The sequence below is a fragment of the Curtobacterium sp. ODYSSEY 48 V2 genome, from assembly GCF_023712625.1.
Lineage (GTDB): Bacteria > Actinomycetota > Actinomycetes > Actinomycetales > Microbacteriaceae > Curtobacterium.
This window is the reverse complement of the sequence record NZ_JAMAXX010000003.1, coordinates 366,638-392,443: the sequence shown is the minus strand read 5'-3', so window position 1 is coordinate 392,443 and position 25,806 is coordinate 366,638. Positions and strand designations below refer to the sequence as shown.

The 25,806-nt window shown below is 71.9% G+C and carries 26 protein-coding genes; 4 read left to right on the top strand and 22 right to left on the bottom strand.

Annotated elements, in window-relative coordinates; all coding sequences use genetic code 11:
* Positions 1-9 precede the first annotated feature (9 nt).
* Positions 10-384 carry a LysM peptidoglycan-binding domain-containing protein gene (locus M3666_RS06845; RefSeq protein WP_066653310.1) on the bottom strand — a complete coding sequence of 125 codons (375 nt, stop codon included), beginning with the start codon at positions 382-384 and terminating at the stop codon, positions 10-12.
* Between the two features lie 235 nt (positions 385-619).
* Between M3666_RS06845 and lexA the strand changes: the two genes are divergently transcribed.
* Positions 620-1,264, top strand: a complete 645-nt coding sequence (gene lexA / locus M3666_RS06840; protein ID WP_251154832.1) for a transcriptional repressor LexA — start codon at positions 620-622, stop codon at positions 1,262-1,264.
* A gap of 159 nt (positions 1,265-1,423) precedes the next feature.
* Here the strand turns inward: lexA and hflX are convergent, their stop codons facing one another.
* Positions 1,424-2,962, bottom strand: coding sequence for a GTPase HflX (gene hflX / locus M3666_RS06835; protein ID WP_066657961.1), 1,539 nt, complete (start codon positions 2,960-2,962; stop codon positions 1,424-1,426).
* A gap of 61 nt (positions 2,963-3,023) precedes the next feature.
* Between hflX and M3666_RS06830 the strand changes: the two genes are divergently transcribed.
* Positions 3,024-3,638 (top strand): class I SAM-dependent methyltransferase, encoded by a 615-nt coding sequence (locus tag M3666_RS06830; protein WP_251154831.1) that lies wholly within the window; start codon positions 3,024-3,026, stop codon positions 3,636-3,638.
* A 275-nt stretch (positions 3,639-3,913) separates the two neighbouring features.
* Here M3666_RS06830 and dapF read toward each other — a convergent pair whose 3' ends face one another.
* The 17 genes from dapF to M3666_RS06745 all read right to left on the bottom strand — a co-directional run bounded on the left by dapF (position 3,914) and on the right by M3666_RS06745 (position 22,339).
* Positions 3,914-4,804, bottom strand: a complete 891-nt coding sequence (gene dapF, locus M3666_RS06825; RefSeq protein ID WP_066653297.1) for a diaminopimelate epimerase — start codon at positions 4,802-4,804, stop codon at positions 3,914-3,916.
* Positions 4,801-5,769: a tRNA (adenosine(37)-N6)-dimethylallyltransferase MiaA gene (gene miaA / locus M3666_RS06820; protein ID WP_251154830.1), complete on the bottom strand. Its 969-nt coding sequence runs from the start codon at positions 5,767-5,769 to the stop codon at positions 4,801-4,803. Before miaA ends, dapF begins: the two co-directional genes overlap by 4 nt.
* Positions 5,756-7,249 carry a tRNA (N6-isopentenyl adenosine(37)-C2)-methylthiotransferase MiaB gene (miaB, locus tag M3666_RS06815; protein WP_251154829.1) on the bottom strand — a complete coding sequence of 498 codons (1,494 nt, stop codon included), beginning with the start codon at positions 7,247-7,249 and terminating at the stop codon, positions 5,756-5,758. The genes miaA and miaB overlap by 14 nt, the downstream gene beginning before the upstream one ends.
* A gap of 61 nt (positions 7,250-7,310) precedes the next feature.
* Positions 7,311-8,414, bottom strand: a complete 1,104-nt coding sequence (locus tag M3666_RS17030) for a RecX family transcriptional regulator (protein WP_251154828.1) — start codon at positions 8,412-8,414, stop codon at positions 7,311-7,313.
* Positions 8,411-9,469 (bottom strand): recombinase RecA, encoded by a 1,059-nt coding sequence (recA, locus tag M3666_RS06805; RefSeq protein WP_066653287.1) that lies wholly within the window; start codon positions 9,467-9,469, stop codon positions 8,411-8,413. The genes M3666_RS17030 and recA overlap by 4 nt, the downstream gene beginning before the upstream one ends.
* Positions 9,470-9,726: 257 nt before the next feature.
* Entirely contained in the window at positions 9,727-9,951 is a 225-nt protein-coding gene (locus tag M3666_RS06800; RefSeq protein WP_209686053.1) for a DUF3046 domain-containing protein, read from the bottom strand.
* A gap of 65 nt (positions 9,952-10,016) precedes the next feature.
* A complete protein-coding gene (locus M3666_RS06795) occupies positions 10,017-10,325 on the bottom strand; it encodes a helix-turn-helix domain-containing protein (RefSeq protein WP_058742950.1) in 309 nt (102 codons plus the stop codon).
* Between the two features lie 155 nt (positions 10,326-10,480).
* Complete coding sequence (locus tag M3666_RS06790; protein WP_251154827.1) at positions 10,481-11,002, bottom strand: CinA family protein; 522 nt, start codon at positions 11,000-11,002, stop codon at positions 10,481-10,483.
* 44 nt (positions 11,003-11,046) lie between these two features.
* Positions 11,047-11,682: a CDP-diacylglycerol--glycerol-3-phosphate 3-phosphatidyltransferase gene (pgsA, locus tag M3666_RS06785; protein WP_066653285.1), complete on the bottom strand. Its 636-nt coding sequence runs from the start codon at positions 11,680-11,682 to the stop codon at positions 11,047-11,049.
* Positions 11,683-11,686: 4 nt separating this feature from the next.
* A complete protein-coding gene (locus M3666_RS06780; protein WP_251154826.1) occupies positions 11,687-14,743 on the bottom strand; it encodes a DNA translocase FtsK in 3,057 nt (1,018 codons plus the stop codon).
* Between the two features lie 68 nt (positions 14,744-14,811).
* On the bottom strand, positions 14,812-16,059 hold the full coding sequence (locus M3666_RS06775; protein ID WP_066653280.1) for an ABC transporter permease: 1,248 nt from the start codon (positions 16,057-16,059) through the stop codon (positions 14,812-14,814).
* The gene (locus tag M3666_RS06770) at positions 16,056-16,829 is read right to left on the bottom strand and encodes an ABC transporter ATP-binding protein (protein WP_251154825.1); all 774 of its coding nucleotides are present in this window, start codon (positions 16,827-16,829) and stop codon (positions 16,056-16,058) included. The genes M3666_RS06775 and M3666_RS06770 overlap by 4 nt, the downstream gene beginning before the upstream one ends.
* Entirely contained in the window at positions 16,826-17,845 is a 1,020-nt protein-coding gene (locus tag M3666_RS06765; RefSeq protein WP_251154824.1) for an efflux RND transporter periplasmic adaptor subunit, read from the bottom strand. The genes M3666_RS06770 and M3666_RS06765 overlap by 4 nt, the downstream gene beginning before the upstream one ends.
* Positions 17,846-17,933: 88 nt before the next feature.
* Positions 17,934-19,610 (bottom strand): ribonuclease J, encoded by a 1,677-nt coding sequence (locus tag M3666_RS06760; protein WP_209686063.1) that lies wholly within the window; start codon positions 19,608-19,610, stop codon positions 17,934-17,936.
* 48 nt (positions 19,611-19,658) lie between these two features.
* Positions 19,659-20,636 (bottom strand): 4-hydroxy-tetrahydrodipicolinate synthase, encoded by a 978-nt coding sequence (gene dapA / locus M3666_RS06755; protein WP_251154823.1) that lies wholly within the window; start codon positions 20,634-20,636, stop codon positions 19,659-19,661.
* Between the two features lie 372 nt (positions 20,637-21,008).
* Positions 21,009-21,515 carry a dihydrofolate reductase gene (locus M3666_RS06750; protein WP_251154822.1) on the bottom strand — a complete coding sequence of 169 codons (507 nt, stop codon included), beginning with the start codon at positions 21,513-21,515 and terminating at the stop codon, positions 21,009-21,011.
* Positions 21,515-22,339 carry a thymidylate synthase gene (locus M3666_RS06745; protein ID WP_251154821.1) on the bottom strand — a complete coding sequence of 275 codons (825 nt, stop codon included), beginning with the start codon at positions 22,337-22,339 and terminating at the stop codon, positions 21,515-21,517. The genes M3666_RS06750 and M3666_RS06745 overlap by 1 nt, the downstream gene beginning before the upstream one ends.
* 78 nt (positions 22,340-22,417) lie before the next feature.
* Here M3666_RS06745 and M3666_RS06740 point away from each other — a divergent pair, with 78 nt between their 5' ends.
* Positions 22,418-23,329: a TIGR01777 family oxidoreductase gene (locus M3666_RS06740; RefSeq protein ID WP_251154820.1), complete on the top strand. Its 912-nt coding sequence runs from the start codon at positions 22,418-22,420 to the stop codon at positions 23,327-23,329.
* A 75-nt stretch (positions 23,330-23,404) separates the two neighbouring features.
* On the opposite strand, the gene M3666_RS06735 is transcribed toward M3666_RS06740, so the two are convergent.
* Both M3666_RS06735 and M3666_RS06730 read right to left on the bottom strand, forming a co-directional pair.
* Positions 23,405-23,872 (bottom strand): tetratricopeptide repeat protein, encoded by a 468-nt coding sequence (locus M3666_RS06735; protein WP_308301836.1) that lies wholly within the window; start codon positions 23,870-23,872, stop codon positions 23,405-23,407.
* On the bottom strand, positions 23,869-24,621 hold the full coding sequence (locus tag M3666_RS06730) for a 4-hydroxy-tetrahydrodipicolinate reductase (RefSeq protein WP_251154819.1): 753 nt from the start codon (positions 24,619-24,621) through the stop codon (positions 23,869-23,871). Before M3666_RS06730 ends, M3666_RS06735 begins: the two co-directional genes overlap by 4 nt.
* Positions 24,622-24,643: 22 nt before the next feature.
* On the opposite strand from M3666_RS06730, the gene M3666_RS06725 reads away from it, so the two are divergent.
* The gene (locus M3666_RS06725; RefSeq protein WP_251154818.1) at positions 24,644-25,153 is read left to right on the top strand and encodes a GNAT family N-acetyltransferase; all 510 of its coding nucleotides are present in this window, start codon (positions 24,644-24,646) and stop codon (positions 25,151-25,153) included.
* Between the two features lie 50 nt (positions 25,154-25,203).
* On the opposite strand, the gene M3666_RS06720 is transcribed toward M3666_RS06725, so the two are convergent.
* Positions 25,204-25,806 (bottom strand): histidine phosphatase family protein, encoded by a 603-nt coding sequence (locus M3666_RS06720; RefSeq protein ID WP_066657952.1) that lies wholly within the window; start codon positions 25,804-25,806, stop codon positions 25,204-25,206.

The window sequence follows — 25,806 nt, the reverse complement described above, 5'->3', positions numbered from 1 at the left end:
CCGACCGGATCAGTTGCCCGCGGTGTACTTGACCGGGATCGCGATCTGCTCGCCGGCCTGCAGCGTCGAACCGTCGAGGGCGTTGAGGCTCACGACGTCCTGCACGAAGTCGCGGGGGTCGGCCTGCGGCGCGGTCTCCTCTGCCAGCTGCCACAGGGTCTCACCCGGCTGCACGGTGACCGTCTCGAAGTGCACGGGAGCACCGGCACGCGACGAGTCGCCGGCAGAGGCCTGTCCACCGTTCAGCACGGAGAGGGCGACGACGAGGAAGACCGGGAGGGCCGCGACGGTCGTCAGGACGATGCGGCCGCGGCGCGTGATGCGCAGGCGGGTACGGACGGCGGGCGTCGCAGTGCGCTGGTCAGCGATGGCGATGGTGCTCATGTCGTTCTTGCCTTCCCGTTCGGAGGAACCGAAGTCGTGTACCGAACATAGTTTCGAATGCGACCTCGCACAAGTCCCAGGAAGAGATCTGTGCGGGATTTTCTGCCGACACGCTCGAACAGGTGTTTGTCCGGCCCGGAGCGGTCGGATACTGTTTCGATCGACTGGGACGAGTCAAGCGGGGACCACTGACATTCCTGCCCGACCGCCCGGCACCGACGAAGGGCGAGACGACGTGGCGGACGAACTGCGGGTCCAGAAGCCGTTGACGGCGAAGCAGCAGGCGATCCTCGACGCGATCCGCGCGTCGATCACCAGCCGGGGCTACCCGCCGAGCATGCGGGAGATCGGCGACGCCGCCGGCCTCTCCTCGCTCTCGAGCGTCTCCCACCAGCTCGGCCAGCTCGAGCTCGGCGGCTGGATCCGTCGTGACCCGAACCGTCCGCGCGCGCTCGAGGTCCTGGTCGACGAACCGACCCCCGACGTCGAGACGCCCGACGTCGACGCCACGACCCTGGTCCCGCTCGTCGGTCGGATCGCCGCCGGTGTGCCGATCACGGCCGAGCAGCACGTCGACGAGATCGTCCCGCTCCCCCGGCAGCTGGTCGGCACGGGTGACCTCTTCATGCTCAAGGTCGTCGGCGAGTCGATGATCGACGCAGCGATCTGCGACGGCGACTGGGTGGTCGTCCGGTCGCAGCAGACCGCGGACAACGGGGACATCGTCGCCGCGATGCTCGACGAGGAAGCGACCGTCAAGGTCTTCCGCCAGCGCGACGGCCACACGTGGCTGCTCCCGCGCAACTCCGCGTTCGAACCGATCCTCGGCGACGCGGCCACCGTCCTCGGCAAGGTCGTCGCGGTCTTGCGCTCGATCTGACGCCGGAACAACGCTGCTCCGCGTTGTGCGAAGTCACGCCGCACCGTCCGACGGCGCGACGTGGGCAGGCGACCGCACCGTACCGCCGAGGGGCCGGACCGGCACGCCGGAGCCGACCCGTGCCTCCCGGCCGGTGGTGTGGCGCGACCGCCTGCGGGACTACGCCGTCGCGACCGGCGTGACCACGTACGGGTCGAGCTCCGCGACCTGGCGCTGGAAGACGCGCACCCGCAGGCGGGTGCCGTCCTCGACGTAGTCGGTCGTCTCGACTGCTCCCGCGTCGTGCAGTGACGACACCAGGTCGCCACGGTCGTACGGGATCACCACCGTCAACTCGACGTCCGGTTCTGGCAGCCGTGCCTCGATCGCGGCGAGGAGCTCGGGCACGCCCTCGCCCGTGCGGGCGGAGACGAACACCGCGTCCGGCACGAGTCCGACCAGCACGAGTCGCTGCGCCTCGTCGATGAGGTCCGCCTTGTTGAACGCGACGACCTCGGGGATGTCCCGCGCTCCGACGTCACCCATGACGTCGCGGACCGTCGCGAGCTGCGCGGCGGGGTCGGGGTGCGACCCGTCGACCACGTGCACGATGACGTCGGCCTCGCCGACCTCCTCGAGCGTGGAGCGGAAGGCCTCGACCAGCTGGTGCGGCAGGTTCCGCACGAAGCCCACCGTGTCGACGAACGTGAACTCGCGGCCGGCGCTGCTCTCGGTCCGGCGCACCGTGGCGTCGAGGGTCGCGAACAGCTGGTTCTGCACCAGGACGCCCGCGCTCGTCAGGCGGTTCAGGAGCGAGGACTTGCCGGCGTTGGTGTACCCGGCGATCGCGACGCTCGGCACCTCGTTGCGGTGCCGGTCGGCGCGCTTGGCCTCCCGAGCCGGTCGGAAGCCCGCGATCTGACGGCGGAGCTTCGACATGCGCGTGTTGATGCGCCGGCGGTCGAGCTCGATCTTCGTCTCACCCGGACCACGGGACCCCATGCCGGCACCGCCGGAGACCTGACCACCGGCCTGGCGGGACATCGACTCACCCCAGCCGCGCAGACGCGGCAGCAGGTACTGCAGCTGGGCCAGCTCGACCTGGGCCTTGCCCTCGCGCGTGGTGGCGTGCTGGCTGAAGATGTCGAGGATCACGGCGGTCCGGTCGATCACCTTCACCTTCACGACGTCCTCGAGCGCTCGGCGCTGGGAGGGGGCGAGCTCCGTGTCCGCGACGACCGTGTCGGCGCCGGTCGCCTTGACGACCATGGCGAGCTCCTCGGCCTTGCCCTTGCCGAGGTAGGTCGCCGGGTCGGGGTTGGGCCGGCGCTGCAGGAGCCCGTCGAGGACCACGGCACCGGCGGTCTCGGCCAGGGCGGCGAGCTCGCGGAGGGAGTTCTCGGCGTCCTGGGCGTCGCCCTGGGGGTACACGCCGATCAGCACGACCCGCTCGAGCCGGAGCTGCCGGTACTCGACCTCGGTGACGTCCTCGAGCTCGGTGGAGAGCCCGGTGACGCGCCGCAGGGCGGCGCGGTCCTCGCGCTCGTACTGGTCGCCGTCGCCGGACCAGCCGTGCTCGTCGACCGATCGTGTCTGGATGGCCTGGGCCGGAGCGAAGATCGCCGACGTGGCCCGGGTCTCGGCATTGCGGAGGACGCGTTCCACGACACCCTCGGCGCTGTCGTCGGATCGTCCGTCGTTCATGGTGGTTTCCGTCATCTTCTCCACAGGGTACCGCCGCCACGCCCGGGACACACGGGCTCGCCGGTACGGTTCTTCCATGGCGAACGAGCACTACTTCTCCGCGAACCCCTCGTCGGAGGCCCGTGAGCGACAGGTGCACGTCACGCTCGCCGGACGGTCGCTCACGCTGTCCACCGCCGCGGGCGTGTTCAGCCCGGACGGTGTCGACCGCGGCACCAGGGTGCTGCTCGGCTCCGTGCCGCCGCCCGCGCCCGAGGGCGACCTGCTCGACATCGGCTGCGGGTGGGGGCCGATCGCTATCACGATGGCGCTCGAGTCGCCGGACGCCCGGGTCTGGGGCGTGGACGTCAACGAGCGGGTCCTCGGTCTCGCGCAGCGCAACGCCGTCGCAGCCGGGGTGTCGAACGTCACCGTCGGGCTGCCGGACGAGCTCCCGGCGGACCTGCACTTCCGCACGATCTGGTCCAACCCGCCGATCCGGGTGGGCAAGGACGAACTGCACGCCATCCTGCTGACGTGGCTGCCCCGGCTCGAGGTCGGCGGGGACGCCTGGCTGGTGGTGTCGAAGGACCTCGGCGGGGACTCCCTGCAGCGGTGGCTCGGGGACGCGCTCGGGGACGGGTTCGCGGTGTCGCGGGCCACGACCGACAAGGGCTTCCGCGTGATCCGGGTCCGCCGGACCGCCGAGTAGCCCGGGGCAGGGCGCAGGCGGCGGGTCGGGCTGCGCTGGGCTGCGCCCGTACCCGCACGAGACGCCGGCGTCGACGCGAGACGCATCCGGACAGCCGAGACGCCGCCGAGATCGACGGCGTCTCGCACGCATGACGGCGTCTCGAGGACACGCCGGTGTCTCGCGAGCACGCCGGCGCGTCGTCTGCACCTCGCCGTCGCACTGGCACGACGGCGTCCCGCTCGCGCGGGCACGGCGGCAGCGCGGTACCGCAGCACCGCGGCACCGCGGCACCGTCAGACGGTCAGGTCCCCGGAGAACACGAGCTCTGCCGGACCGGCCAGCGCGACGTGCTCGCCGTCCTCCGCCGCGAACATCCGCACGGTGACGACCCCGCCCGGCACCCGCACCCGCCAGGTGTCCGGCGCCGAGGGCCCCGCCCAGTACCGCGTGGCGAGGGCGGCCGCGACCGCACCGGTGCCGCAGGACAGCGTCTCGCCGCTCCCCCGTTCGTGCACGCGCATGGTGATCTCCCCCACGCCGTCCTTGACGAGGGGGTCACCGGGCAGCACGAACTCGACGTTCGCGCCCGCTGCGGGCGCCGGGTCGAGGACGGGGACGTACGTCAGGTCGACCTCGGCGAGCTCGTCCTCGGTCGCCACGGCCACGACGACGTGCGGGTTGCCGACGTCGATGCCGAGTCCGGGTCGTGCACCGTCGAGCTCCTTCGCCCGCACGGTGACGTCGTTCGCCCCGCCGCCCTCGATGCCGAGGCCCCAGCGCCCGAGGTCGGCCGAGAAGCCGTTCGTGGTGCGCTGGACGTCGACGAGCCCCTTGCGGCTGCCGACCGTGAGCGTCTCCCCCGGCGCGAGGTCGACGAGCCCGGACTCGGTCAGGTACCGCGCGAAGACGCGGATGCCGTTCCCGCACATCTCGGCGACCGAGCCGTCGGCGTTGTGGTAGTCCATGAACCAGGTGGCGGCGGGTTCGACGGCGACGAGCGTGCGCCCCTCGGGGATCGCCTCCGACCGGACCGCCCGGATGACACCGTCGGCGCCCACGCCGAAGCGGCGGTCGGCGATGGCCCGGATGCGCTCGGGGGTCAGGTCGACCGTTGCGTCGGGGTCGGCGAACAGGACGAAGTCGTTGCCCGTCCCCTGGCCCTTCGTGAAGTGCAGCTCGGTCACGGCACGATCCTACGGGCCGCCGCATGCAGCCCCGCGACGTCGGCGCCGCTGACGTCGATCACCTCGGCGTCGTACCGCTTGAACCAGGACACCTGTCGCCTGGCGTACTTGCGGGTCGCGACGGCCGTCGCCTCCACCGCCTCGGCCGTCGTCGCTCGGCCGTGCAGGACGTCGAGCGCCTGCGAGTACCCGATCGCCGCGCGCGCCGTGCGTCCCTGCTCCAACCCCTCCGCGCGGAGCGCCTCCACCTCGTCGACGAGGCCGTCGGCGAACATCCGCTCGGCCCTCGCGTGCAGGGACGCGACGAGCCCGCTGCGCTCGCGGTGCAGGTGCAGCACCCGAGCCGGTCGCCATGCGCGGGGCGCGGCCGGGAGGCGCGGGGTCACGACCTCGGACCGGCTCGCGATCTCCACGGCCCGGATGAGCCGCCGAGGGTTGCGGGAGTCGACGTCGGCTGCCGCGGCCGGGTCCAGGGCGCGCAGGCGCGCGAGGAGGGCGTTCGGCCCGTGCTCGGCGTGCTCGCGCTCGAGCTCGGCGCGGAGCTCCGGGTCGGTGCCGGGGAAGGCGAGGTCGAACAGCACCGCCGACACGTAGAGCCCGCTGCCGCCGACGAGCACCGCGGTGCCGCCGTCCGCCGTGATCCGTTCGACGTCCGCACGGGCGCCGCGTTGGTAGGCCGCGACGCTCGCCTCGTCGGTCACCGCGAGCACGTCGAGCTGGTGGTGCGGGATGCCCCGCCGCTCCGCGACCGACAGCTTGGCGGTGCCGACGTCCATGCCGCGGTAGAGCTGCATGGCGTCGGCGTTCACGACCTCCGCGGGACGGCCGCTCGCCCGCAGCCGTTCCGCGACGGCGAGGGCGACCTCGGACTTGCCGGTGCCGGTCGCACCGACGACCGCGATCAGGTCGGGGGTACGGTCCTGGCGCGGTCCGACCGCCGCGAGCGGCCGGTCAGCGTCCGACACGGAGGCTCGGCAGCCCGAGCGAGACCGGACGGGGCCCGGCGCCCGGGGCGGACGGGGTCGGCACACCGCAGCTCTCGGCCTGCGCACGGTCCCAGGCGTCACCGGCACGGGTCCGACGGATCCGCAGGGGGCCCTCGTTGTCGGCGATCAGGAAGTGCGGGGCTGCGCGCGTGATCTCGACGGTGACGACGTCGCCGGGACGCGGGACGGCGGAGCCCTGCGGCACGGCGAAGTGCACGAGGCGGGAGTCCTCGGCGCGGCCGGACAGGCGGTGGGTGGTCTCGTCCTTCTTGCCCTCGCCGGTGGCGACGAGCACCTCGACGCTCCGACCGACCTGCTTCGCGTGCTCCTCGGCGGTGATGCGGTCCTGCAGCGCGATGAGCCGGTCGTAGCGTTCCTGCACGACCTCCTTCGGCAGCTGGTTCGGCATCGTCGCCGCCGGCGTGCCCGGACGGATCGAGTACTGGAACGTGAAGGCCGAGGCGAACCGCGACTGCTCCACGACGCGCAGGGTGTCCTCGAAGTCCTCGTCGGTCTCACCGGGGAACCCCACGATGATGTCGGTGGAGATCGCGGCGTCCGGGATCTTCGCCCGCACGCGGTCGAGGATGCCGAGGAACCGCTCGCTCCGGTAGCTCCGACGCATGGCCTTGAGCACCCGGTCCGACCCGGACTGCAGCGGCATGTGCAGCTGGGGCATGACGTTCGGGGTCTCGGCCATGGCGTCGATCACGTCGTCGGTGAACGCGGCCGGGTGCGGGCTCGTGAACCGCACGCGCTCGAGGCCGTCGATCTGACCGGCGGTGCGGAGCAGCTTGCCGAACGCTTGACGGTCGCCGAACTCCACGCCGTAGGAGTTGACGTTCTGCCCGAGCAGCGTCACCTCGATGGCTCCGTCGTCGACGAGCGCCTGGATCTCGGCGAGCACGTCGCCCGGACGACGGTCCTTCTCCTTGCCACGGAGCGACGGGACGATGCAGAAGGTGCAGGTGTTGTTGCAGCCGACGGAGATCGACACCCAGCCGCTGTGCGTGGAGTCGCGCTTGGTCGGCAGCGTCGACGGGAACACGTCGAGCGCTTCGAGGATCTCGATCTGCGCCTCGTCGTTGTGCCGAGCCCGCTCGAGCAGGGTCGGCAGCGACCCCATGTTGTGCGTGCCGAAGACGACGTCGACCCAGGGCGCCTTCTCGAGGATGACGTTCTTGTCCTTCTGCGCCAGGCACCCGCCGACGGCGATCTGCATGCCGGGGTGCGTGCGCTTGATGCCCGCGAGCTGCCCGAGGTTGCCGTAGAGACGGTTGTCCGCGTTCTCGCGCACGGCGCAGGTGTTGATGACGACCACGTCCGCCTGCTCGCCGTCCGACGCGACGTACCCGGCCGCCTGCAGCGACCCGCTCAGGCGCTCCGAGTCGTGGACGTTCATCTGGCACCCGTGGGTGCGGACCTCGTAGGTTCTGGGGCGGGCTTCGACGGTGGCCATGATCGTCCCAGTGTAGGTCGACCGCGGCGTCCGCAGGACGGCCGTCGAGCCCGCCGCCGCGCTACTCGAAGCGGACGGTGCCCCCACCCGAGGGCGAGCGTCGCGGCGGACCGTCGAGCGCCCGCTCCACCGCGATGCGGACGACTCCCGAGCCGTACCCCTTGCGCATCAGGAAGCCGCTCAGGCGCCGCTCGGCAGTCGCACGGTCGAGCCCACGGAGTTGGCGTGCACGCTTCTCAGCGAGCTCGATCGCGCGGACGAACTCGTCGTCGGCGTCGTCCTCCGCGGCCTCGAGCGCCGCGTCGATCGCCGCCTGGTCGATGCCACGGCGCCGCAGCTCGGCGACCACGCCCTGGCGGCCGAGGCCCTTGCGCTCGTGCAGCCGGTCCACCAGGTCGGTGGCGAGGGCCACGTCGTCGAGCAGGCCCACGCGCACCAGTCGGGCGACTTCGTGCTCGACGACGTCGTCGTCGAGGTCCTGCTTCGTCAGCAGCTGCCGCATCTCCGACTCGCTGACCCCCTTGCGCCCGAGCGCCCGCATGCTCACGCGCTCGGCATCGGCGCGCTGCTCGTCGAGCGGTCGTGGGGCGTCCGCCGGGTCGATCTCGTCACCGCTGGCGATGGCGAACACCGATGCGCTCGCGGCGTCCGCGGTGTCGTCGTCGTACCCGTGCTGCTCGGCGCGTGCACTCCGACCGGAGCCGTCGCCGACGACCGGCGACACCCACTCCGCCTCGGACTGCTGTCCGCGGAAGGGGATCGCGGCCGGCACCGGCGGGTCGTCCTCGACGGGCGTCCCCGTCGCCGACCCCGAGCTGGCGGACTCGTCGTCCGCCGCGGTGGTCGGTGCCCGGCCGAACCGCCGTTCGTCGTCACCGAGCACCATCGACTCGGGCGCCCAGCCGTCGTCGGACGACCCGGTGCCGCCGGGAACGCCACGCTCCGCGCGCGGAGCCAGATCGACCGGGCTCAGGCTCGGCTCGACCGGGTTCGGCTCGACCGTGCCCGGCCTGACCGTGCCCGGCTCGGCCGTGCCCGGCTCGACCGGGCTCGATCGGACAGGTTCCGGCTCCGCCGGCGGGGTGCGTCGACCACGACGGGACCGCGCACCGAACAGGTCGGTGACCGGTGCGAGGCCCTCGTCGTGGTCGTCTGCGCCGGTCACGCGCCCTTGCGCTCCGCCAGCTTCGGCGCGATCGACTCGACCGGAGCATCGGCCTTGGCGCCACCGACGCCGAGCTTCGCGAGGATCTTGCCCTCGATCTCCGCCGCGATGTCCGCGTTCTGGATCAGGAACGAGCGCGAGTTCTCCTTGCCCTGCCCGAGCTGGTCGCCGTCGTAGGTGTACCAGGCACCCGACTTCTTCACGATGCCGTGGTCGACACCGAAGTCGAGCAGCGAGCCCTCGCGCGAGATGCCCGTGCCGTACAGGATGTCGAACTCGGCCTGCTTGAAGGGCGGAGCCATCTTGTTCTTCACCACCTTGACGCGGGTGCGGTTGCCGACGGCGTCGGTCCCGCTCTTCAGCGTCTCGATGCGACGGATGTCGAGGCGGACCGACGCGTAGAACTTGAGCGCCTTGCCGCCGGCGGTGGTCTCGGGGCTGCCGAAGAACACGCCGATCTTCTCGCGCAGCTGGTTGATGAAGATCATCGTGGTCTGCGTCTGGTTCAGGCCACCGGCGAGCTTGCGCAGTGCCTGGGACATGAGGCGCGCCTGGAGACCCACGTGCGAGTCGCCCATCTCGCCCTCGATCTCGGCACGCGGCACCAGGGCGGCGACCGAGTCGACGACGATCAGGTCGATCGACCCCGAGCGGACGAGCATGTCGGCGATCTCGAGCGCCTGCTCACCGGTGTCGGGCTGCGACACGAGGAGGGCGTCGATGTCGACACCGAGCTTCTTCGCGTACTCGGGGTCGAGCGCGTGCTCCGCGTCGATGAAGGCTGCGATGCCACCCGCGCGCTGCGCGTTCGCGATGGCGTGCAGCGTCAGGGTCGTCTTACCCGACGACTCCGGGCCGTAGATCTCGATGATGCGGCCGCGCGGGAGGCCGCCGATGCCGAGTGCGACGTCGAGCGCGACGGAGCCGGTCGGGATGGTGGCGACCGGCGCGCGCTCGTCCGAGCCGAGACGCATGACCGTCCCCTTGCCGAACTGCCGGTCGATCTGGGCGAGTGCGGTCTCGAGGGCCTTCTCGCGGTCTGCGGGTGATGGCATGGGATGCTCCTTCGTGCTCGGTGTCGGCCGCCTGTAGGCTGTCGCGTCCACCCCAGCCGGTGGTGCAGGGCTGGTGTTCGGCGACAAGGCTTCGGGCTGTTCCCGATGACCTCGAACCTAGGGCGGGCCACCGACATCACTGCCTGCGACCGCGCGACCTGTGGACGATGGTCCGGGACAGCGCCGATGTGCAGGAACCTAGCACCGATCGAACACGCGTTCGAGCAACACGCCGAACACAGTTTCGGACGACGGCGTCAGTCGCGCGGCTCGGCCAGGCCCTTGCCGTGCCGCTTGTCCAGCGGGACGTCCTGCGAGTCACAGAGTGCTTCCCACACCCGCCTGGCGTCGATGCCCGCGTCGAGCGCGTCCGCCGCCGAACGTCCACCGAGCTCCTCGAGCACGACGTCGCGGGACACCACGGCGCCGTAGGCCTCCCCGAACACCTGGTCGACGGCTCGCCAGAACTCACTCACGCGCATCGGTCCAGCGTAACGACGAACGCCCCCGCCGGCGGACCGGCGAGGGCGTTCGAGAGGGTGGTGCGTCAGCGCACCGCGAGGTCGTTGTCGAACTCGGCGACGAGGTCGTCGGGCAGCGTGTCGGGGACCGGGGTGAGCCCCTCGACGACTGCGAGACGGTCGCCCACCTCGCGCATGATGGTCGAGATCGGGGTGTCGAGGGCATCCGCGACCGAGGCGAGGATCTCGGAGCTGGCCTCCTTCTGACCACGCTCGACCTCACTGAGGTACCCGAGCGCGACACTGGCCTTGGATGCGACCTGACGGAGGGTCCGGCCCTTCTGCAAGCGGAAGTCCCGAAGCACGTCGCCGATCTCCTGACGAACGAGAACCATGTGGACTCCTCCTTCCTGTCGTCTCCGCGCCCGCCCGGTCCGGGTGACCTGGGGTCGGGTTCAGCAACAGTAGCGTTGCCGTTCGCAGCATGCTAACCACGCCGGCTGCCGTCCTGCTGGAGATTGCGTGGGATGTAACCCAGTGGCAACAGGACCTATTCCCCGCTGTCGACCTCGGTCGTCATCCGTGCCAGGAGTTCGGAGACGGTGGCCGAGCGGATTGCTGCCCGGTCCCCCTCGAGGTGCAACTCCGTCGCGACACTGCGTTCCGCGGATGCGATGCCGACGAAGACGGTGCCCACCGGCTTGCCGTCCTGCGGGTCCGGTCCGGCGACGCCGGTCGTGCTGATCCCCCACGTGGCGGGGACGCCGTCCACCGCCAGGGCCGTCCGGACGCCCGAGGCCATCTGCCGTGCAACCTCCGGGTCGACCGCGCCGTTCGACGCGAGCAGGTCGGCGTCGACCCCGAGCACCGTCGCCTTCACCGGCGTGGCGTAGGCGACCACCCCGCCGCGGACGACGGTGCTGGCCCCGGGGACGCCCACGAGCGTCGCGACGACGAGTCCGCCAGTGAGGGACTCGGCGACCGCGACGGTCTCGCCCCGGGCGGTCAGGACACCGACGAGCGCGCGCGCCAGTTTCTCGTCCGATACCGACCCCGACTGCGACCCCGGCATCGACGACCGACCCGTCGGACCGGCGGCCCCGGTACCGGCCGACGTCATGCTGCTCGGCGGTTGTGCTTCCAGGCCTGCCACAGGTAGTCCGCCCCGCTGAGCACCGTCGCGAGGAGCGCCGCCGTCATGAGGATGCCGTTCACCCAGTGCGCCAGGTCACCGACGACGTTCCACCACGGGAACAGTGCGAGCGTGATCGCGACGGCCTGCAGCACGGTCTTGATCTTGCCGCCGCGGCTCGCCGGGATGACCCGGTCGGACAGCACGGCGAAGCGGAACACGGTGATGCCGATCTCCCGGAGCATGATCAGCACCGTGACGATCCACGGCAGCTCACCCAGGATCGACAGCGCGACGAGGGCACCGCCGATCAGGACCTTGTCGGCGATCGGGTCGACGAGCTTGCCGAAGTCCGTGACCAGGTTCTGGCGTCGGGCGATGATGCCGTCCGCACTGTCCGTGACGATCGCGACGACGAACACGACGGCCGCCCAGACGCGCAACGACGTGTCCTGGCCGCCGTCGGAGAGCAGCATCACGAAGAAGAGCGGCGCCATGAGGATGCGCACCACGGTGATGATGTTGGCGACGTTCGCGGTCGATGCCGGGCCGTCCCCCTTGCGGAGCAACCGTCCGCGCCAGGGGAACCGAGCCCCGTGTGTGGTCTCCGAGCTGGTCACGTGCTCACTCCCTGCCCGTCAGTCCCCATGCGTCCTCGTCCGGTCCGTCGTCCTCGACCTCAGGGTACCCGCGGGTCATGTCCGCCACCGGGTCCGAGCCGTACCGGTCGTCGTCCTGACCACCGGCACCCGCCCCGGCGGGTCCGGCAGGAGCCCCGGAGCCGGCCGCAGCCGGAGCAGGGTCGGCCCCGGCGACGGAGGTCGTGCCTCCCGGCCGGACCGACGGCGGTCCGTCGGCAGCCGGAGCAGCCGGCGGCTCCTCGCCCCGGAGCTTCGCGAGCACGCCCGGGAGCTGGTCGGGCGTGACGAGCACGTCGCGGGCCTTCGACCCCTCGGACGGCCCCACGATGTCACGCGACTCCATGAGGTCCATCAGTCGGCCCGCCTTCGCGAAGCCGACGCGGAGCTTGCGCTGCAGCATCGAGGTCGAGCCGAACTGGGTCGAGACGACCTGTTCGACCGCGGCGAGCAGGAGCTCGAGGTCGTCGCCGATGTCGGCGTCGATCTCCTTGCGCTCCACCACGGCCTGGACGTCCTGCCGGTACTCGGGGCGCGCCTGGCGCGTGACGTGCGCGACGACCTCGGCGACCTCGCTCTCCTGCACCCAGGCACCCTGCACACGGACGGCCTTCGACGAGCCCATCGGCAGGAAGAGCCCGTCACCCTGCCCGATGAGCTTGTCGGCGCCCGGCTGGTCGAGGATGACCCGCGAGTCGGTGACGCTCGTGACCGCGAAGGCCACGCGCGACGGGACGTTCGCCTTGATGAGACCGGTGATGACGTCGACCGAGGGCCGCTGCGTCGCGAGCACCAGGTGGATGCCGGCGGCACGGGCGAGCTGGGTGATCCGGACGATCGACTCCTCGACGTCCCGAGGGGCGACGAGCATGAGGTCCGCGAGCTCGTCGACCACGACGAGCAGGTACGGGTACGGCTTGAGCTTCCGCTCGCTGCCGGCGGGCAGGACGATCTCGTCGTTCTGCACGGCCTTGTTGAAGTCGTCGACGTGCCGGAACCCGAACGACGCCAGGTCGTCGTACCGCATGTCCATCTCCTTCACGACCCACTGCAGCGCCTCGGCGGCCTTCTTGGGGTTCGTGATGATGGGCGTGATGAGGTGCGGGACCCCGGCGTAGATCGACAGCTCGACGCGCTTCGGGTCGACGAGGACCATGCGGACCTCGGACGGCTTCGCGCGCATCAGCAGCGAGGTGATCATCGAGTTGATGAACACCGACTTGCCGGAGCCCGTGGAGCCGGCGACGAGCAGGTGCGGCATCTTCGCCAGGTTCGCGACGACGAAGCCGCCCTCGACGTCCTTGCCGACGCCGATGGTCATCGGGTGCTTCGACTTCGTGGCCGCGCCGGAGCGCAGGACGTCGCCGAGGGAGACGATCTCGCGGTCTGTGTTCGGGATCTCCACGCCGATCGCGCTCTTGCCCGGGATCGGCGACAGGATGCGGACCTCGTTCGACGCGACGGCGTACGACAGGTTCTTCGACAGCGCCGTGACGCGCTCGACCTTCACACCGGGACCGAGCTCGATCTCGTAGCGCGTGACCGTCGGTCCGCGCGAGAACCCCGTGACCTTCGCGTCCACCTTGAACTCGGTGAGCACGCCGGTGATCGCCGCCACGATGTCGTCGTTCGCCTGGCTGCGGGCGACCGAGGGGGTGCCGGCGCTGAGGGTGGTGGCTGCGGGCAGGCGGTACGGGGCTGCCGGGTCCTCGTCGGCGGCGGTCGCGGCGGGCAGGCCGTCGTCGGCGGCTTCGGGCTCGGGCGCCGTCGGCGAGACCACCGGGGAGACTCCGGCGTCGGGCCGGGCGACCGCCGCGGGCTGCTCGGGCACCGGGGTGCCGAAGTCGCGGAGGGCCTGTTCGGCGACGGCGAGGTCCTGCTCGACCTCCTGTGCGCCGTGCACGTCGTCGTGCTCGACCGAGTCGTTGAGGTTCACCGAGGCGGGCGCCACGGGCGTGTGGTCCACGAGTCCGGCGGCCGCGCCCGCGCCGGAGGCCGGAGCAGCGGCACCGGCAGCGGCAGCCGTCCCGGCACCACCGGCACCGGTTCCGCGGTCGGGCACGGCCTGCGTCGCCGACGCGGGCAGCACGGGGCTGTCGTACGCCGGGTCCTCCTCGCGCCCGGACTTGTTGCGGCGCCACCACGGGACGGTGCTCTCGGCGTCCTCACCGCCGGCAGCCTGCTCGTCCTCGAACCCGAGGTCCTCGAACAGCGGGAAGTCGGTCTGGTCCTTCGTGCGGCGCTTCGACGTCCGTGCTCGGGGCGCGGCCGGAGCGGCGTCCGCCTCGGTGGCGGGTTCGTCCTCGGCCACGGGGGCCGGCGCACCGAACAGGTACGCGTACAGCTCGTGGAGCCGGCGTCCGGTCTTGTTCGGCGGGGTCTTCGTGATGATGAAGAGCGACAGCACGAGCAGCACCACCGCGACCGGCACCGCGACCCACACGGTGGCGACCGCGACGAGCCAGCTGATCACCACCCAGCCGAGGACACCACCGGCGGCGGCCAGGGCGACCATGCCGTCGGACGCGCTCGGCTGCCCGCCGAACACGTGGCAGAGCGACGCGATGGAGACGAGCATCAGCCCGAGACCGATGCCGATCCGGGTGTTGTCGTGCACCGACGCCGGGTGGCGGAAGAGCCATCCGGCGAAGACGATCATGATGACGGGCAGTGCGACCGCCAGTCGCCCGAAGAGCCCGCCGAACGTGTAGGCGTCGAGCGTGACGGACACCGGGTTCGTGGGATTGAGCCACTCGACGACACCGCCCGCGAGCGCGAGCACGAACAGGAGGAACGGGAAACCGTCGCGTCGTTCGTCCTTGGCGAGGGTCTCCTTGCCGAGCAGCCGGAACAGTGCTCCGACGCCGTGCGCCATCGCGAGCCATGCGGTCACGACGGGGTTCTGCTCGCGGAACACCGGGGTGGGTGCCGCCTGCGGCAGCTTCTTCGTCGTGGCCTGCGTGCGCGACGTACCGCGCGACCCGCTCCCGCGGGACGACGTGGACGCGCGCGAGCGCGTGGTCGACTTGGTGCCTCCGGCCATGCGACGGAGCCTAATCCCCGCTCGGGACATTCCGTGGATGCCCCGCCGCGACCGGACGCCCTCCGAGCTCAGTACCGGATCGCGTCGATGACCTTGACCCGGACCGCCACGATCGCGGGCAGGAACCCGGCGAGCGCCCCGACGAGCAGCGCCGAGCCGACACCGATCAGCGCCGCCTCGACCGGGAAGGGCGCTCCCCCGACGTCGACCCCGCTCGTGATGAGCCCCCGGACGGTCTCGTTCCCGAGCACCGCCGCGCCGACCATGACGCCGATCCCGCCGGCGACCAGCGTCCCCAGCACGTTCTCGAGCAGCACGGCGACGAAGATGCGTCCGGCGGTCGCACCGACCCCGCGTCGGATGCCGATCTCGCGGATCCGCTGTCGGACGCTCACCAGCGACACGTTGAGCAGCCCGAGCCCGCCGAGCACCAGGACGAGGACGGCGACCCCGGCGATCACCCAGCGCAGCGCACCGAGCGGGTCGCCGTCGACCGAGCCGGCCGCGTCGGAGCGGTTCGCGTCGACGGTCCACCCGGGGCCGAGCGCCCGCTCGGCATCCGATGCGATCCGTCCGGCGACCGCCTTCCCGTCGCTCTCCGGTACCCACACCTCGAACAGCCGCTGCGAGCCGTCGTCGGGTGCGGCCTCCGCGCTCGACGTCGCGACGGACCGCGCCAGCTGGTAGAACATCGGCTCGGTGTCGTACTCCGAGGACACGTACCGGCCGATCACGACCGCGGTGACGTCGGGCGTCCCCGGCAGGCGCACGACCGGGTGCGTGACGACGTCCGGGCTGCCGAGACGGTCGAGGAACGCCTGGTTGACGACGAGCGCCGGCGCGAGCCGGTCCCGGTCGTCCTCGGTGAACCACGCGCCGTCGTCGACGCGGACGCGGTGCATCTCGGCGTACGCGGGGTCGACGGTGACGCCCTGGGCCAGGGTGACCCCGTCGGGGAACTGCACGGGGCGCTGCGTCCACGACGCCTCGGTCGAGAACCGGACGTGGTAGCGCTCGGCGCCGGCGCGGAGTTCCCGGTCGAGCGCCGCGGCGTCGGCCGCGGCAGCGGCACCCGTGCCGTCCCCCGTGGCCGAGGACGAGCCGGTGACCTGGTAGGTCGCCGGCCGTCCGCCGTACTGCTCGTTGAAGGCGGCGGTCACCCGCTCGGCGAGCGACCCGAAGCCGACGACGACCGCGAGCGACGCCACCGCGATCGTGACCCCGATCAGGCTGAGCACGACCCGGCCGCGGTGCACGCGGAGCTCCTGCCAGGACTCGACGAACGTCCCGACGACGGTGGTGAGGAGCCGGTTCACGCCGCCACCCCCGGCCCGTCGACGGAAGCGGACGCGGAGGCGGACTCGGACGCGGAGGCAGACGCGGACGCGGACGCGGTATCGGACGTTGCCGTGTCGACGACGAGCCCGTGGTCGATCCGGTGGACGACGTCCGCCCGTGCTGCGACCGCGGTGTCGTGGGTGATGGTGACGAGCGCCGCGCCGGTCTCGGCCGCGACGGTCTCGAGCAGCTCCATGACCACGCGGCCGGTGTCGACGTCGAGTGCACCGGTCGGCTCGTCGGCCAGGATGAGCCGCGGCGACCGGACGAGTGCCCGGGCGATGGCGACGCGCTGCTGCTCCCCGCCGGAGAGCCGGTGCGGCTGCGTGTCGGCACGGTCGGCGAGGCCCACCCGGTCGAGCATCTCCACTGCCAGGCGACGACGCGACCAGAACGCCCGGCCGGTCGCGTAGAGCAACGGGACCTCGACGTTCTCGACCGCGGTGCGACCCTGCAGCAGGTTGAACTGCTGGAAGACGAAGCCGACGTCCGCGCCGCGCACCCGGTCGCGTCGGACCGAGCCGGCACGGCCGACGTCCCGCCCGTCGAACTCGTGCAGCCCCTCGGTCGGGGTGTCGAGCAGGCCGAGGACGTTGAGCAGCGTCGACTTGCCCGAGCCCGAGCGGCCGACGATGGCGACGCGGCTGTCCGCCTCGACGTCGAGGTCGACACCGCGCAGGATCTCCAGCGTGGAGCCGTCGGGGAGCGGGACGGACTTCCGGAGGTCGCGGACGTGCACGAGGCTCATCCGGTCACCACCGCGCCGTCCTCGGCGAACTCGTCCTCGGGCTGCGCCTCCTTGCCGGGGACGAACTGCAGGACGGTCTCGCCCTCGGTCAGCCCGTCACGCACCTCGACGGTCTCGCCGTCGTTGAGGCCGAGGGCGACCTCGCGCTCGGAACGCTTCCCGTCGTCGTCGACGACGGTGACGACGCCGCGCTGCGCGGTCCCCTGCACGGCGGTCGTCGGGAGCGTCAGCACGCCCTCGGCCGAGCCCGCGGACACGGCGACCGTGACCTCGAGCCCCGGGAACACGGTGACGTCCCCGGGGACGTCGCACCGCAGCTGCGTCGCACCCTCGGCACCCGAGGAGCCCTCGCCACCGTCCGCACCGTCGGCACCCGCGTCCGACGGCTCGCCCGCCGCCGAGGCGGACGCGGAGCTGAGCGCGAGGTTCGTGCAGGTGAAGGGCGCCGGCCCGTCCGTGATCGTCACGGTCGCCTCGGAGGGACGCGAGGTGAGTCGGTAGAGCTGGGCGGCCTCGAGCGTCGCGGTCACACGGTACGACTCCGGGGCGACCCGGGCGACGGTGTCACCGATCGCGACGGGCTGCTTCGCCACCAGGTCGAGTCCGGACACCGTGCCGGACGACGAGGCGACGACGGTCGCGAAGGTCACGGACGCCGGCAACGGCTCGCCGTCCTCGGTGGTGCCCTCCGCCGGGGTCTCGACCCGGAGGTCGATGATCGGCGCGCCCTGCTCGACGTGCGTGCCGTTCGTCACGAAGACCCGGTTGACCGTGCCCTCGGCGGTGGAGCGCACCGGCGTCGCAGCGACGGACTCGACGTGACCGGTCGCCTCGACGTCGTTGACGACGTCCCCCGTCTCGACGGTGACGGTCGGGTCCTCCAGCTGCGCGGTCGGGGTCGTCTCCTCGCCCTCGGGCTGCGCCGCGAAGAAGGCGAGGCGGACGAGGGACACCGCGATGGCGGCGAACACGAGGAACTTCAGGCCGGGCCACACCCAGCGACGCAGGACGGTCACCCTGGGACGGTATTGGCTGACATACCGAGGGAGCATCAGCCTGTGGGATGACGCAGGTCGGCCACCCGGCCGGCTGCGGCGCGTCTGCCTACGCCTCGATGACCACCGGGACGATCATCGGGCGGCGGCGGTGCTTCGTGTTCACCCAGCGGCCGACGGTGCGGCGGACGACCTGCTGGAAGGCGTGCGCGTCCCGCGTGCCGTTGCCCGCCGCGTCGGCGAGCGCCTTCGCGATCTGCGGACGGACGTCGTCGAAGACGGAGTCGTCCTCGGCGAAGCCGCGCGACTGGATCTCCGGGCCGACCACGCACTGCCCCGTCGTGAAGTCCACGGCACAGAAGATCGAGATGAAGCCCTCCTCCGCCAGGACCCGACGGTCCTTGAGGTCGGCGTCGGTGATCTCGCCCACGGTCGATCCGTCGACGTAGACGTAGGCGATGTCGAGTTGTCCGGCGACGCTCGCGACGCCGTCCTTCAGGTCGACGACGATGCCGTCCTGGCCGAGGATGACGTTGCGCGGCGGCACACCCGTCTGGATCGCCAGGTCGGCGTTCGCGTACAGGTGGCGGTGCTCGCCGTGCACGGGCAGCACGTTGCGCGGGCGCAGGATGTTGTAGCAGTAGAGGAGCTCGCCGGCCGACGCGTGACCGGAGACGTGCACCTTCGCGTTGCCCTTGTGGACCACCTTCGCGCCGAGCTTCGTCAGCCCGTCGATGACCCGGTAGACGGCGTTCTCGTTGCCCGGGATGAGGCTCGACGCGAGGATGACGGTGTCGCCCTCGCCGATCTCGATCTGGTGCTCGAGGTTCGCCATGCGCGCGAGGACGGCCATCGGCTCGCCCTGCGACCCCGTCGACATGTAGACGATCTGGTCGTCCGGGACGTTCTTCGCCTTCTTCGTGTCGATGAGCACGTCGTCCGGCACCCGGAGGTAGCCGAGCTCGGCGGCGATGGTCATGTTGCGGATCATCGACCGCCCCATGAACGCGACCTTGCGGTTGGTCGCGGCGGCGGCGTCGAGGACCTGCTGCACGCGGTGGACGTGCGACGAGAAGCTGGCGACGACGACCTTCTTGCGGGCGCGGGAGATGACGTTCTCGAGCACCGGTCCGATGTCACGCTCGGGCGCGGTGAACCCGGGGACGTCGGCGTTGGTCGAGTCCGGCAGGAACAGGTCGACGCCCTGCTCGCCCAGGCGGGCGAAGGCGCGGAGGTCGGTGATCCGGTCGTCCAGCGGGAGCTGGTCCATCTTGAAGTCACCGGTGTGCAGCACTCGCCCGGCGGGGGTCGTGATCGCGACGGCGAGGGCGTCCGGGATCGAGTGGTTCACGGCGACGAACTCGAGGTGGAACGGACCGAGCTGCTCGGTCTGGTCCTCCTGCACGACGAGCGTGTAGGGCTTGATCCGGTGTTCCTTGAGCTTCGCCTCGACGAGTGCGAGGGTCAGCGTCGAACCGATCAGGGGGATGTCGCCCTTGAGCTTGAGCAGGTAGGGGACGGCGCCGATGTGGTCCTCGTGCCCGTGGGTGAGCACGACACCGAGGACGTCGTCCAGACGGTCCCGGATCGGCCCGAAGTCGGGGAGGATGAGGTCGACGCCCGGCTGGTGCTCCTCGGGGAAGAGCACGCCGGCGTCGACGACGAGCAGCTTGCCGTCGAACTCGTACACGGTCATGTTGCGACCGATCTCGCCGAGACCCCCGACGGGGATCACGCGGAGGGTGCCGGGTTCGAGCGGCTGCGGTGTGGAGATCTGGGTGGGCATTCGGTCCTGACTGTCGTGCGACGCGCTACCGCTGCGCCGCGTGCTTTCCTAACGTGTGGTGCCTGGCACCTTCGGCAGTGCGCCGCCGGCCGCCGCGTTGCGGTCCGGGCGGAAGTTCGAGAAGTCGGCACCGGGGATGTCCCGGACCGCTTCGAGGGAGGTCTCGATGGCGTAGGCCTCGGTGTCCTCGGGGCCGACGAGCGGCAGCCGGACGCGCGGGCTGCCGATCCGGCCGAGGCCGTGGAGCACGTACTTCGCCGCGACGGTCCCGGGGACGTGGGTCATGATCGCACGGACGAGCGGTTCGACGCGCTTGTGCTCCGCGGTGGCGGTCGCCAGGTCGCCGCGGTTCACGGCGTCGACGACCGTGCGGTACGGCGTGCTCGTGATGTTCGCCGTGACGCCGATCAGCCCGGTGGCGCCGATCGACAGGTGCGGGAGCACGTTCGTGTCGTCGCCCGAGAAGTACATGAGGTCGGTGTTGTTGAGCACCCGGGAGACCTCGGCGAAGTCGCCCTTGGCGTCCTTCACGGCGAGGATGTTCGGGTGGTGCGACGCCCGCACGATGGTCTCGTACGTGATCGGGATGCCCGTGCGGCCCGGGATGTCGTACAGGATCACCGGCAGGTCGGTGGCGTCGGCGATCATCCGGAAGTGGGTGAGGACGCCCGCCTGGGTCGGCTTGTTGTAGTACGGCGTGACGATCATCACGCCGTCGGCGCCGGCCTTCTCGCTCTGCTTGTAGAGGTGGATCGCGTGCGCGGTCTCGTTGGAGCCGCCGCCCGTGATGATCTTCGCGCGGCCCGCGGCGACGGACTTGCCGACCTCGACCAGGCGGAGCTTCTCCGGGTCGGTCAGCGTGCTCGTCTCGCCGGTGGTGCCGGTGACGACGATGCCGTCGGCGCCGGCCGTGATGCAGTCGTCGATGTGCTGCTCGACGCCGGGCCAGTCGACCTCGCCGTCGGCCGTGAACGGCGTCACGAGGGCGACGAGGACCTGACCGAAGGGATTCTCACGCGGGGACACGCCCTCCAGCGTACCGGGGATGCGCGACGGCACCGCCGTCCGGTCGGACGGTGCGCGGCTCGCGGACGGTGCGACGCCGCGGCCGGCTCCGGCGCGGCTCCGCTGCGGCCGGGAGGCGCGGCTCGGCTCCGTGCGGGAGGCGCGGCTCGCGGACGGCGCGCGGCTGCGGCCGGGAGGCGCGGCTCGGCTCCGTGCGGCGACTCACGGCCCGGCGGGTGGACGCCGCGCGCTGGCGCGGTGCACAACCGGAAGCACGTCGCGCCACGGGATTGCGTGGCGCGACGTGCTTCGTGTTGTGCGCGAGCACGTCGCGCCGGCGCGTGCCGGCCGCGGGCATCGCGGGCACCGCGGGCACCGCGGGCACCGCGGGCACTACGCGCGGCGGCGCCACTCCAGGAAGCGGTAGCGGGTGGCGTCGACGCGCGACTCCTGCCACGGGCCCTCGTCGACGAGCTCCCACGCGTCGTCGAGCGCCGGCGCGCGGGTGTCTCCCGGTACGTCACGGTCGACGATCGTCTCGGACACCCGGTCGGCGAAGGGCAGGGCGTCGGCGTAGACGGCTCCCCCGCCGATCACCCACACGGTCTCGTCGGTGTCGAGTGCGGTCGCCAGGTCGTGCACGACCTCGGCGCCCTCGGCCGACCACGAGGGGTCCCGCGTCAGCACGACGTTCCGACGCCCCGGCAGTGGTCGGAACCGCGGCGGCAGTGAGTCCCAGGTGCGCCGCCCCATCACGACCACGGCGTCGCCGGTGACCTGCCGGAAGTGCGCGAGGTCCTCCGGGACGTGCCACGGGATGCCGCCGTCGGCGCCGATCACGCCGGACGCGGTGCGCGCCCAGACCATGCCGACACCGCGGACGGGCTCGGTCCAGGCCATCAGACGGCGACCGCGGCCTTGATCGCCGGGTGGTGCTCGTAGTCGACGACCGTGAAGTCCTCGTACACGTAGTCGTCGATCGAGTCGCGCGGAGCGATCTCGAGCGTCGGGTACGGGTACGCCGTGCGGGAGAGCTGCTCGCGGACCTGCTCGACGTGGTTGTCGTACACGTGGCAGTCGCCGCCGGTCCACACGAAGTCGCCGACCTCGAGCCCGGTCTGCGCGGCGATCATGTGCGTGAGCAGCGCGTAGGACGCGATGTTGAACGGCACGCCGAGGAACATGTCCGCGCTCCGCTGGTACAGCTGGCACGAGAGCTTGCCGTCGACCACGGAGAACTGGAAGAACGCGTGGCAGGGGGCGAGCGCCATCTCCGGCACGTCGGCGACGTTCCAGGCCGAGACGATGAGACGACGGGAGTCCGGGTTCGTCCGGATCTGCTCGATCACCTGGGCGATCTGGTCGACGTGCTCCCCCGACGGGGTCGGCCACGAGCGCCACTGCACGCCGTAGACCGGGCCGAGGTCGCCGTCCTCGTCCGCCCACTCGTTCCAGATGCGCACGCCGTGCTCCTGCAGCCACCGGGCGTTGCCGTCGCCGCGCAGGAACCAGAGCAGCTCGTAGGCGACGGACTTGAAGTGCACGCGCTTGGTCGTGACCAGCGGGAAGCCCTGCGACAGGTCGTACCGGAGCTGCGCGCCGAAGATGCTGCGCGTGCCGGTGCCGGTGCGGTCGCCCTTCGGCGCACCCTCCTCGAGCACCCGGCGCAGCAGGTCTTCGTAGGGAGTGGGGACGGTGGGATCGGGCTGCACGGTCTCGCTCACACGGAGAGCCTACGTCCACGACACGGCGAGCCTCCGTCCACGAGGAGAACCCGGGGCTCGCTGAGTACCGTGGGCCGCATGTCGACCCAGCCGATCTCGATCCTCGTCGCCGGTGCGTCCGGCTTCATCGGGACCCCCCTCGTCCGCGCCCTGCGCGAGGCCGGACACCACGTCACGACGCTGACCCGCAGCGAACCCCGCACCGCGAGCGCGTTCCGCTGGTCCCCCGGCACGCGACCGCTCGACCCGGCGGTGCTCGACGGCGCGGACGTCGTGATCAACCTCGCCGGCGCGAACATCGGCAGGCTGCCCTGGACCGAGTCGTACAAGCGGGAGATCCTCGACTCGCGCGTGCAGGCCACCGAGACCCTCGTCGAGGCGATGCGCCACGCGACGAACCCTCCGGCGCTCTTCCTGTCCGGCTCGGCCTCGGGCGTGTACGGCGACCGTCCCGTGGACGTCCTCGACGACGACGCCGAGGCCGGCCGGGGCTTCCTCGCCGACGTCTGCACGCAGTGGGAGGCCGCCGCGACCGCAGCCCCCGAGGGCGTCCGCGTCGTCCTGCTCCGCACCGGCATCGTGGTCGGGCAGGGCGGCGGCGCACTCGCACCCCTCGTACCGCTCACCAAGGCGGGACTGGGCGGCAAGCTCGGCACCGGTGGCCAGTTCTGGCCGTGGATCGCGCTCGAGGACGAGGTCGGCGCGATCGTGCACCTCGCCACCAGCCCGGAGGCCGCCGACGTGCGCGGCCCCGTCAACCTGGCCGGGCCGGAGGCCGCGGTGTCGAACCGCATCACCCGCCGCGTCGCCGAGGACCTGCACCGCCCCTACCTGTTCAGCGTACCGGCCTTCGCCCTGCGCACGCTGCTCCGCGAGGCCGCCGACGAGATGCTGCTCTCGAGCCAGCGCATGGTGCCGCGCAAGCTCACCGGGTCCGGCTACCGGTTCCGGTACGAGCACGCCGAGGACGCGGTCGACGCGGCCTTCTGACCCGACGACCGGAACGACCCGACGACCCGGCGGACGGGAGGCCCGTGGCGGACACTGCCACGGGCCTCCCGTCCGTCAGCGGGTCGCCGCCGCCTTCACCAGTGCGGTCCGCATCGCCGCTCGCGCGCGCTTGCGGTCACCGGCGGCGTCGTAGACGATGCCCAGTCGGTACCAGCCGCGCCAGTCCTCGGGGTCGGCCTCGACGGCGTCCCGGTACCGCGGGAACAGCTCGTCGGCTGCCTCGCGCGTGGGGCGCCCCGACGGGCGGACGGGGACGACGTCGTCCGGGGTCGCGCCCTCGCGCTCGAGCCGCGCGCCGAGCCGTGTGATGCGCAGCCCGAAGCGGACCTCGAGCACGAGCAGCAGCGCGCCGATCGCCGCGACGATTAACAGCGCGACGCCGATGCCGATGCCGATCGGCTGCCCGGTCGCCACGAACGCGACCGCACGCTGACCGACGAGCCCGATGTAGAGCGCGAGCAGCAGGGTCATCAGCGCCGCACCCCAGAACGGGGAGCGGAGGGACCGCCAGGTCGACGTCACGGCTGGCCGATGCCGAGGACGCTGCCGAGCCCGACGGTCAGGCCGCGGGCACCGACCACGGCGGACAGCGCCGCGCGGACGCCTGCGACGTAGGCCACGTCGTCGTTCGTGTCGTGGCGGATCGTGACGGTCTCACCGGGGCCGCTCAGCAGCACGTCCTGCACCGCCTTCACCCCCGCCAGGCGCAGGGAGTGGATCGGGACGCTCGCCACCTGCTGCCCGCGGGCACGCTGGTCGACGTGCGGGGCGTCGACGGGGCCGACCTCGCGACGGGCGTCCGCGATGAGCTCGGCGGTCCGGACGGCGGTGCCCGACGGGCTGTCGATCTTGCCCGCGTGGTGCGTCTCGACGATCTCGACGGACGGGAACCACGGCGCGGCGATCGTGGCGAGGTGCGTGGCGAGCACCGACCCGATCGAGAAGTTCGGGACGACGAGCACACCCTGGTCGGGCCGCGCCTCGAGCCCGGAGCGGAGCGTCGCGAGGCGGTCGAGCGACCAGCCGGAGGTCCCGACGAGGACGTTCGCGCCGCTCGCCAGGGCGTGGTCGACGATCGCGGGGCTCAGCGCCGGGACGGTGACGTCCACCACGACGGCTGCTCCGCCGAACGCCGACGGCGGTGCCTCGTGCACGGCGTCCTTCGAGGACAGCGACGCGACGAGCTCGAAGCCGTCGAGCGACTCCACGACGGAGGCCACCAGGCCCCCGAGACGACCGGTGGCGCCGACGACGGCGACGGGAGTGACCATGGCTCCATCCTAGGATCGACGCATGCCGCTCCAGGTCAGGTCCGTCCCCGCCGATGCACCCGAGGTCGACGCGCTGCTCGACGCCTACCTCGACGAGCGCGAGGCGACCTTCCCGAGTGCGCAGGGCTCGTACTCGCGGAAGCGCACCCCGGCCGTCGAGTTCACGGCGCCGAACGGCGTGTTCGTGGTCGCGTACGAGGTCGACGAGGACGGGGCGCTCCCGATCGGGTGCGGCGGCCTGCGACGGATCGCCGCCCGTGCGGACGGCGATGCCACGCCGGACGACGACGCACGGTTCGAGGTGAAGCACGTCTACGTCTCCCCCGCCGGACGGGGTCGGGGCGTGGCGACCGCGGTGATGGACGCACTGGAGGGCGCCGCGCGGGACCTCGGCGCGACGAGCGTCGTCCTCGACACGAACGACTCGCTCGTCGCCGCGGGTGCGATGTACCGGAGCCGCGGGTACGAGCGCACCGCGGCGTTCAACGAGAACCCCAACGCGACCGCCTGGTACCGCAAGCCGGTGCGCTGACCGGTGTCGTGCCTCCCGGCCGGCCCCGTGGCGCGCTGGGTGGCGGGCCGCTAGACGGGTTGTTCGACCGGCAGACCCGTGCGGAGCTCCACCGGCAGGTGCGCCAGGTCGTTGAGGGTGACCACCTCGGCCGGCTTCGCGGAGCGGATCCGGATGATGGTGAGCGCCGTGTGCGCCACGTTGGTGCCCATCCAGCGCCACTCCGGTGCCTGGAAGGCCTCGCGGACGAACCAGCCGATCACGGCGTTGTGCGTGATGAGCAGGTCGTGGCGGTCCTCGCGCGCCGGGGTGAACCACTCGGCGACGGCGTCGCCCATCTGGGCCTGCCCGGCGACGATCTCCTCTTCCGTCACGCCGCCGTACCAGCCCTGGTACGCGTGCGGCATGTCCGGCGTCGGTCCCGACGGGATGCAGTCGAAGAGCAGCGTCGAGGGCTCCGGCTGGATCGAGGGCAGCCGCTGTGCGAGGTACGCAGCCGTCTCGCTCGGCGCGTCGAGCGGCGAGTGGTACACGCCGTCGAAGGGCACCCCGCCGAGGCGGTCGGCGACGAGCACTGCCTGGCGCTTGCCGCGTTCGGAGAGCTTGCCGTCGCGGAGTCCGTGCTCGGCGTCCTGGTGTTCACCGTGCCGGACGAGGTACAGGTAGTGCGACAC

Excerpts from the sequence above, each read along its gene's own strand:
- M3666_RS06760 (WP_209686063.1), bottom strand. The coding sequence starts at position 19,610 with ATGCCCACCCAGATCTCCACACCGCAGCCGCTCGAACCCGGCACCCTC.
- hflX (WP_066657961.1), bottom strand. The coding sequence starts at position 2,962 with ATGACGGAAACCACCATGAACGACGGACGATCCGACGACAGCGCCGAG.
- M3666_RS06830 (WP_251154831.1), top strand. The coding sequence starts at position 3,024 with ATGGCGAACGAGCACTACTTCTCCGCGAACCCCTCGTCGGAGGCCCGT.
- M3666_RS06845 (WP_066653310.1), bottom strand. The coding sequence starts at position 384 with ATGAGCACCATCGCCATCGCTGACCAGCGCACTGCGACGCCCGCCGTC.
- recA (WP_066653287.1), bottom strand. The coding sequence starts at position 9,469 with ATGCCATCACCCGCAGACCGCGAGAAGGCCCTCGAGACCGCACTCGCC.
- M3666_RS06770 (WP_251154825.1), bottom strand. The coding sequence starts at position 16,829 with ATGAGCCTCGTGCACGTCCGCGACCTCCGGAAGTCCGTCCCGCTCCCC.
- M3666_RS06795 (WP_058742950.1), bottom strand. The coding sequence starts at position 10,325 with ATGGTTCTCGTTCGTCAGGAGATCGGCGACGTGCTTCGGGACTTCCGC.
- M3666_RS06740 (WP_251154820.1), top strand. The coding sequence starts at position 22,418 with ATGTCGACCCAGCCGATCTCGATCCTCGTCGCCGGTGCGTCCGGCTTC.
- M3666_RS06780 (WP_251154826.1), bottom strand. The coding sequence starts at position 14,743 with ATGGCCGGAGGCACCAAGTCGACCACGCGCTCGCGCGCGTCCACGTCG.
- miaB (WP_251154829.1), bottom strand. The coding sequence starts at position 7,249 with ATGGCCACCGTCGAAGCCCGCCCCAGAACCTACGAGGTCCGCACCCAC.
- M3666_RS06800 (WP_209686053.1), bottom strand. The coding sequence starts at position 9,951 with ATGCGCGTGAGTGAGTTCTGGCGAGCCGTCGACCAGGTGTTCGGGGAG.
- M3666_RS06750 (WP_251154822.1), bottom strand. The coding sequence starts at position 21,515 with ATGGCCTGGACCGAGCCCGTCCGCGGTGTCGGCATGGTCTGGGCGCGC.
- M3666_RS06730 (WP_251154819.1), bottom strand. The coding sequence starts at position 24,621 with ATGGTCACTCCCGTCGCCGTCGTCGGCGCCACCGGTCGTCTCGGGGGC.
- M3666_RS06725 (WP_251154818.1), top strand. The coding sequence starts at position 24,644 with ATGCCGCTCCAGGTCAGGTCCGTCCCCGCCGATGCACCCGAGGTCGAC.
- M3666_RS06790 (WP_251154827.1), bottom strand. The coding sequence starts at position 11,002 with ATGCCGGGGTCGCAGTCGGGGTCGGTATCGGACGAGAAACTGGCGCGC.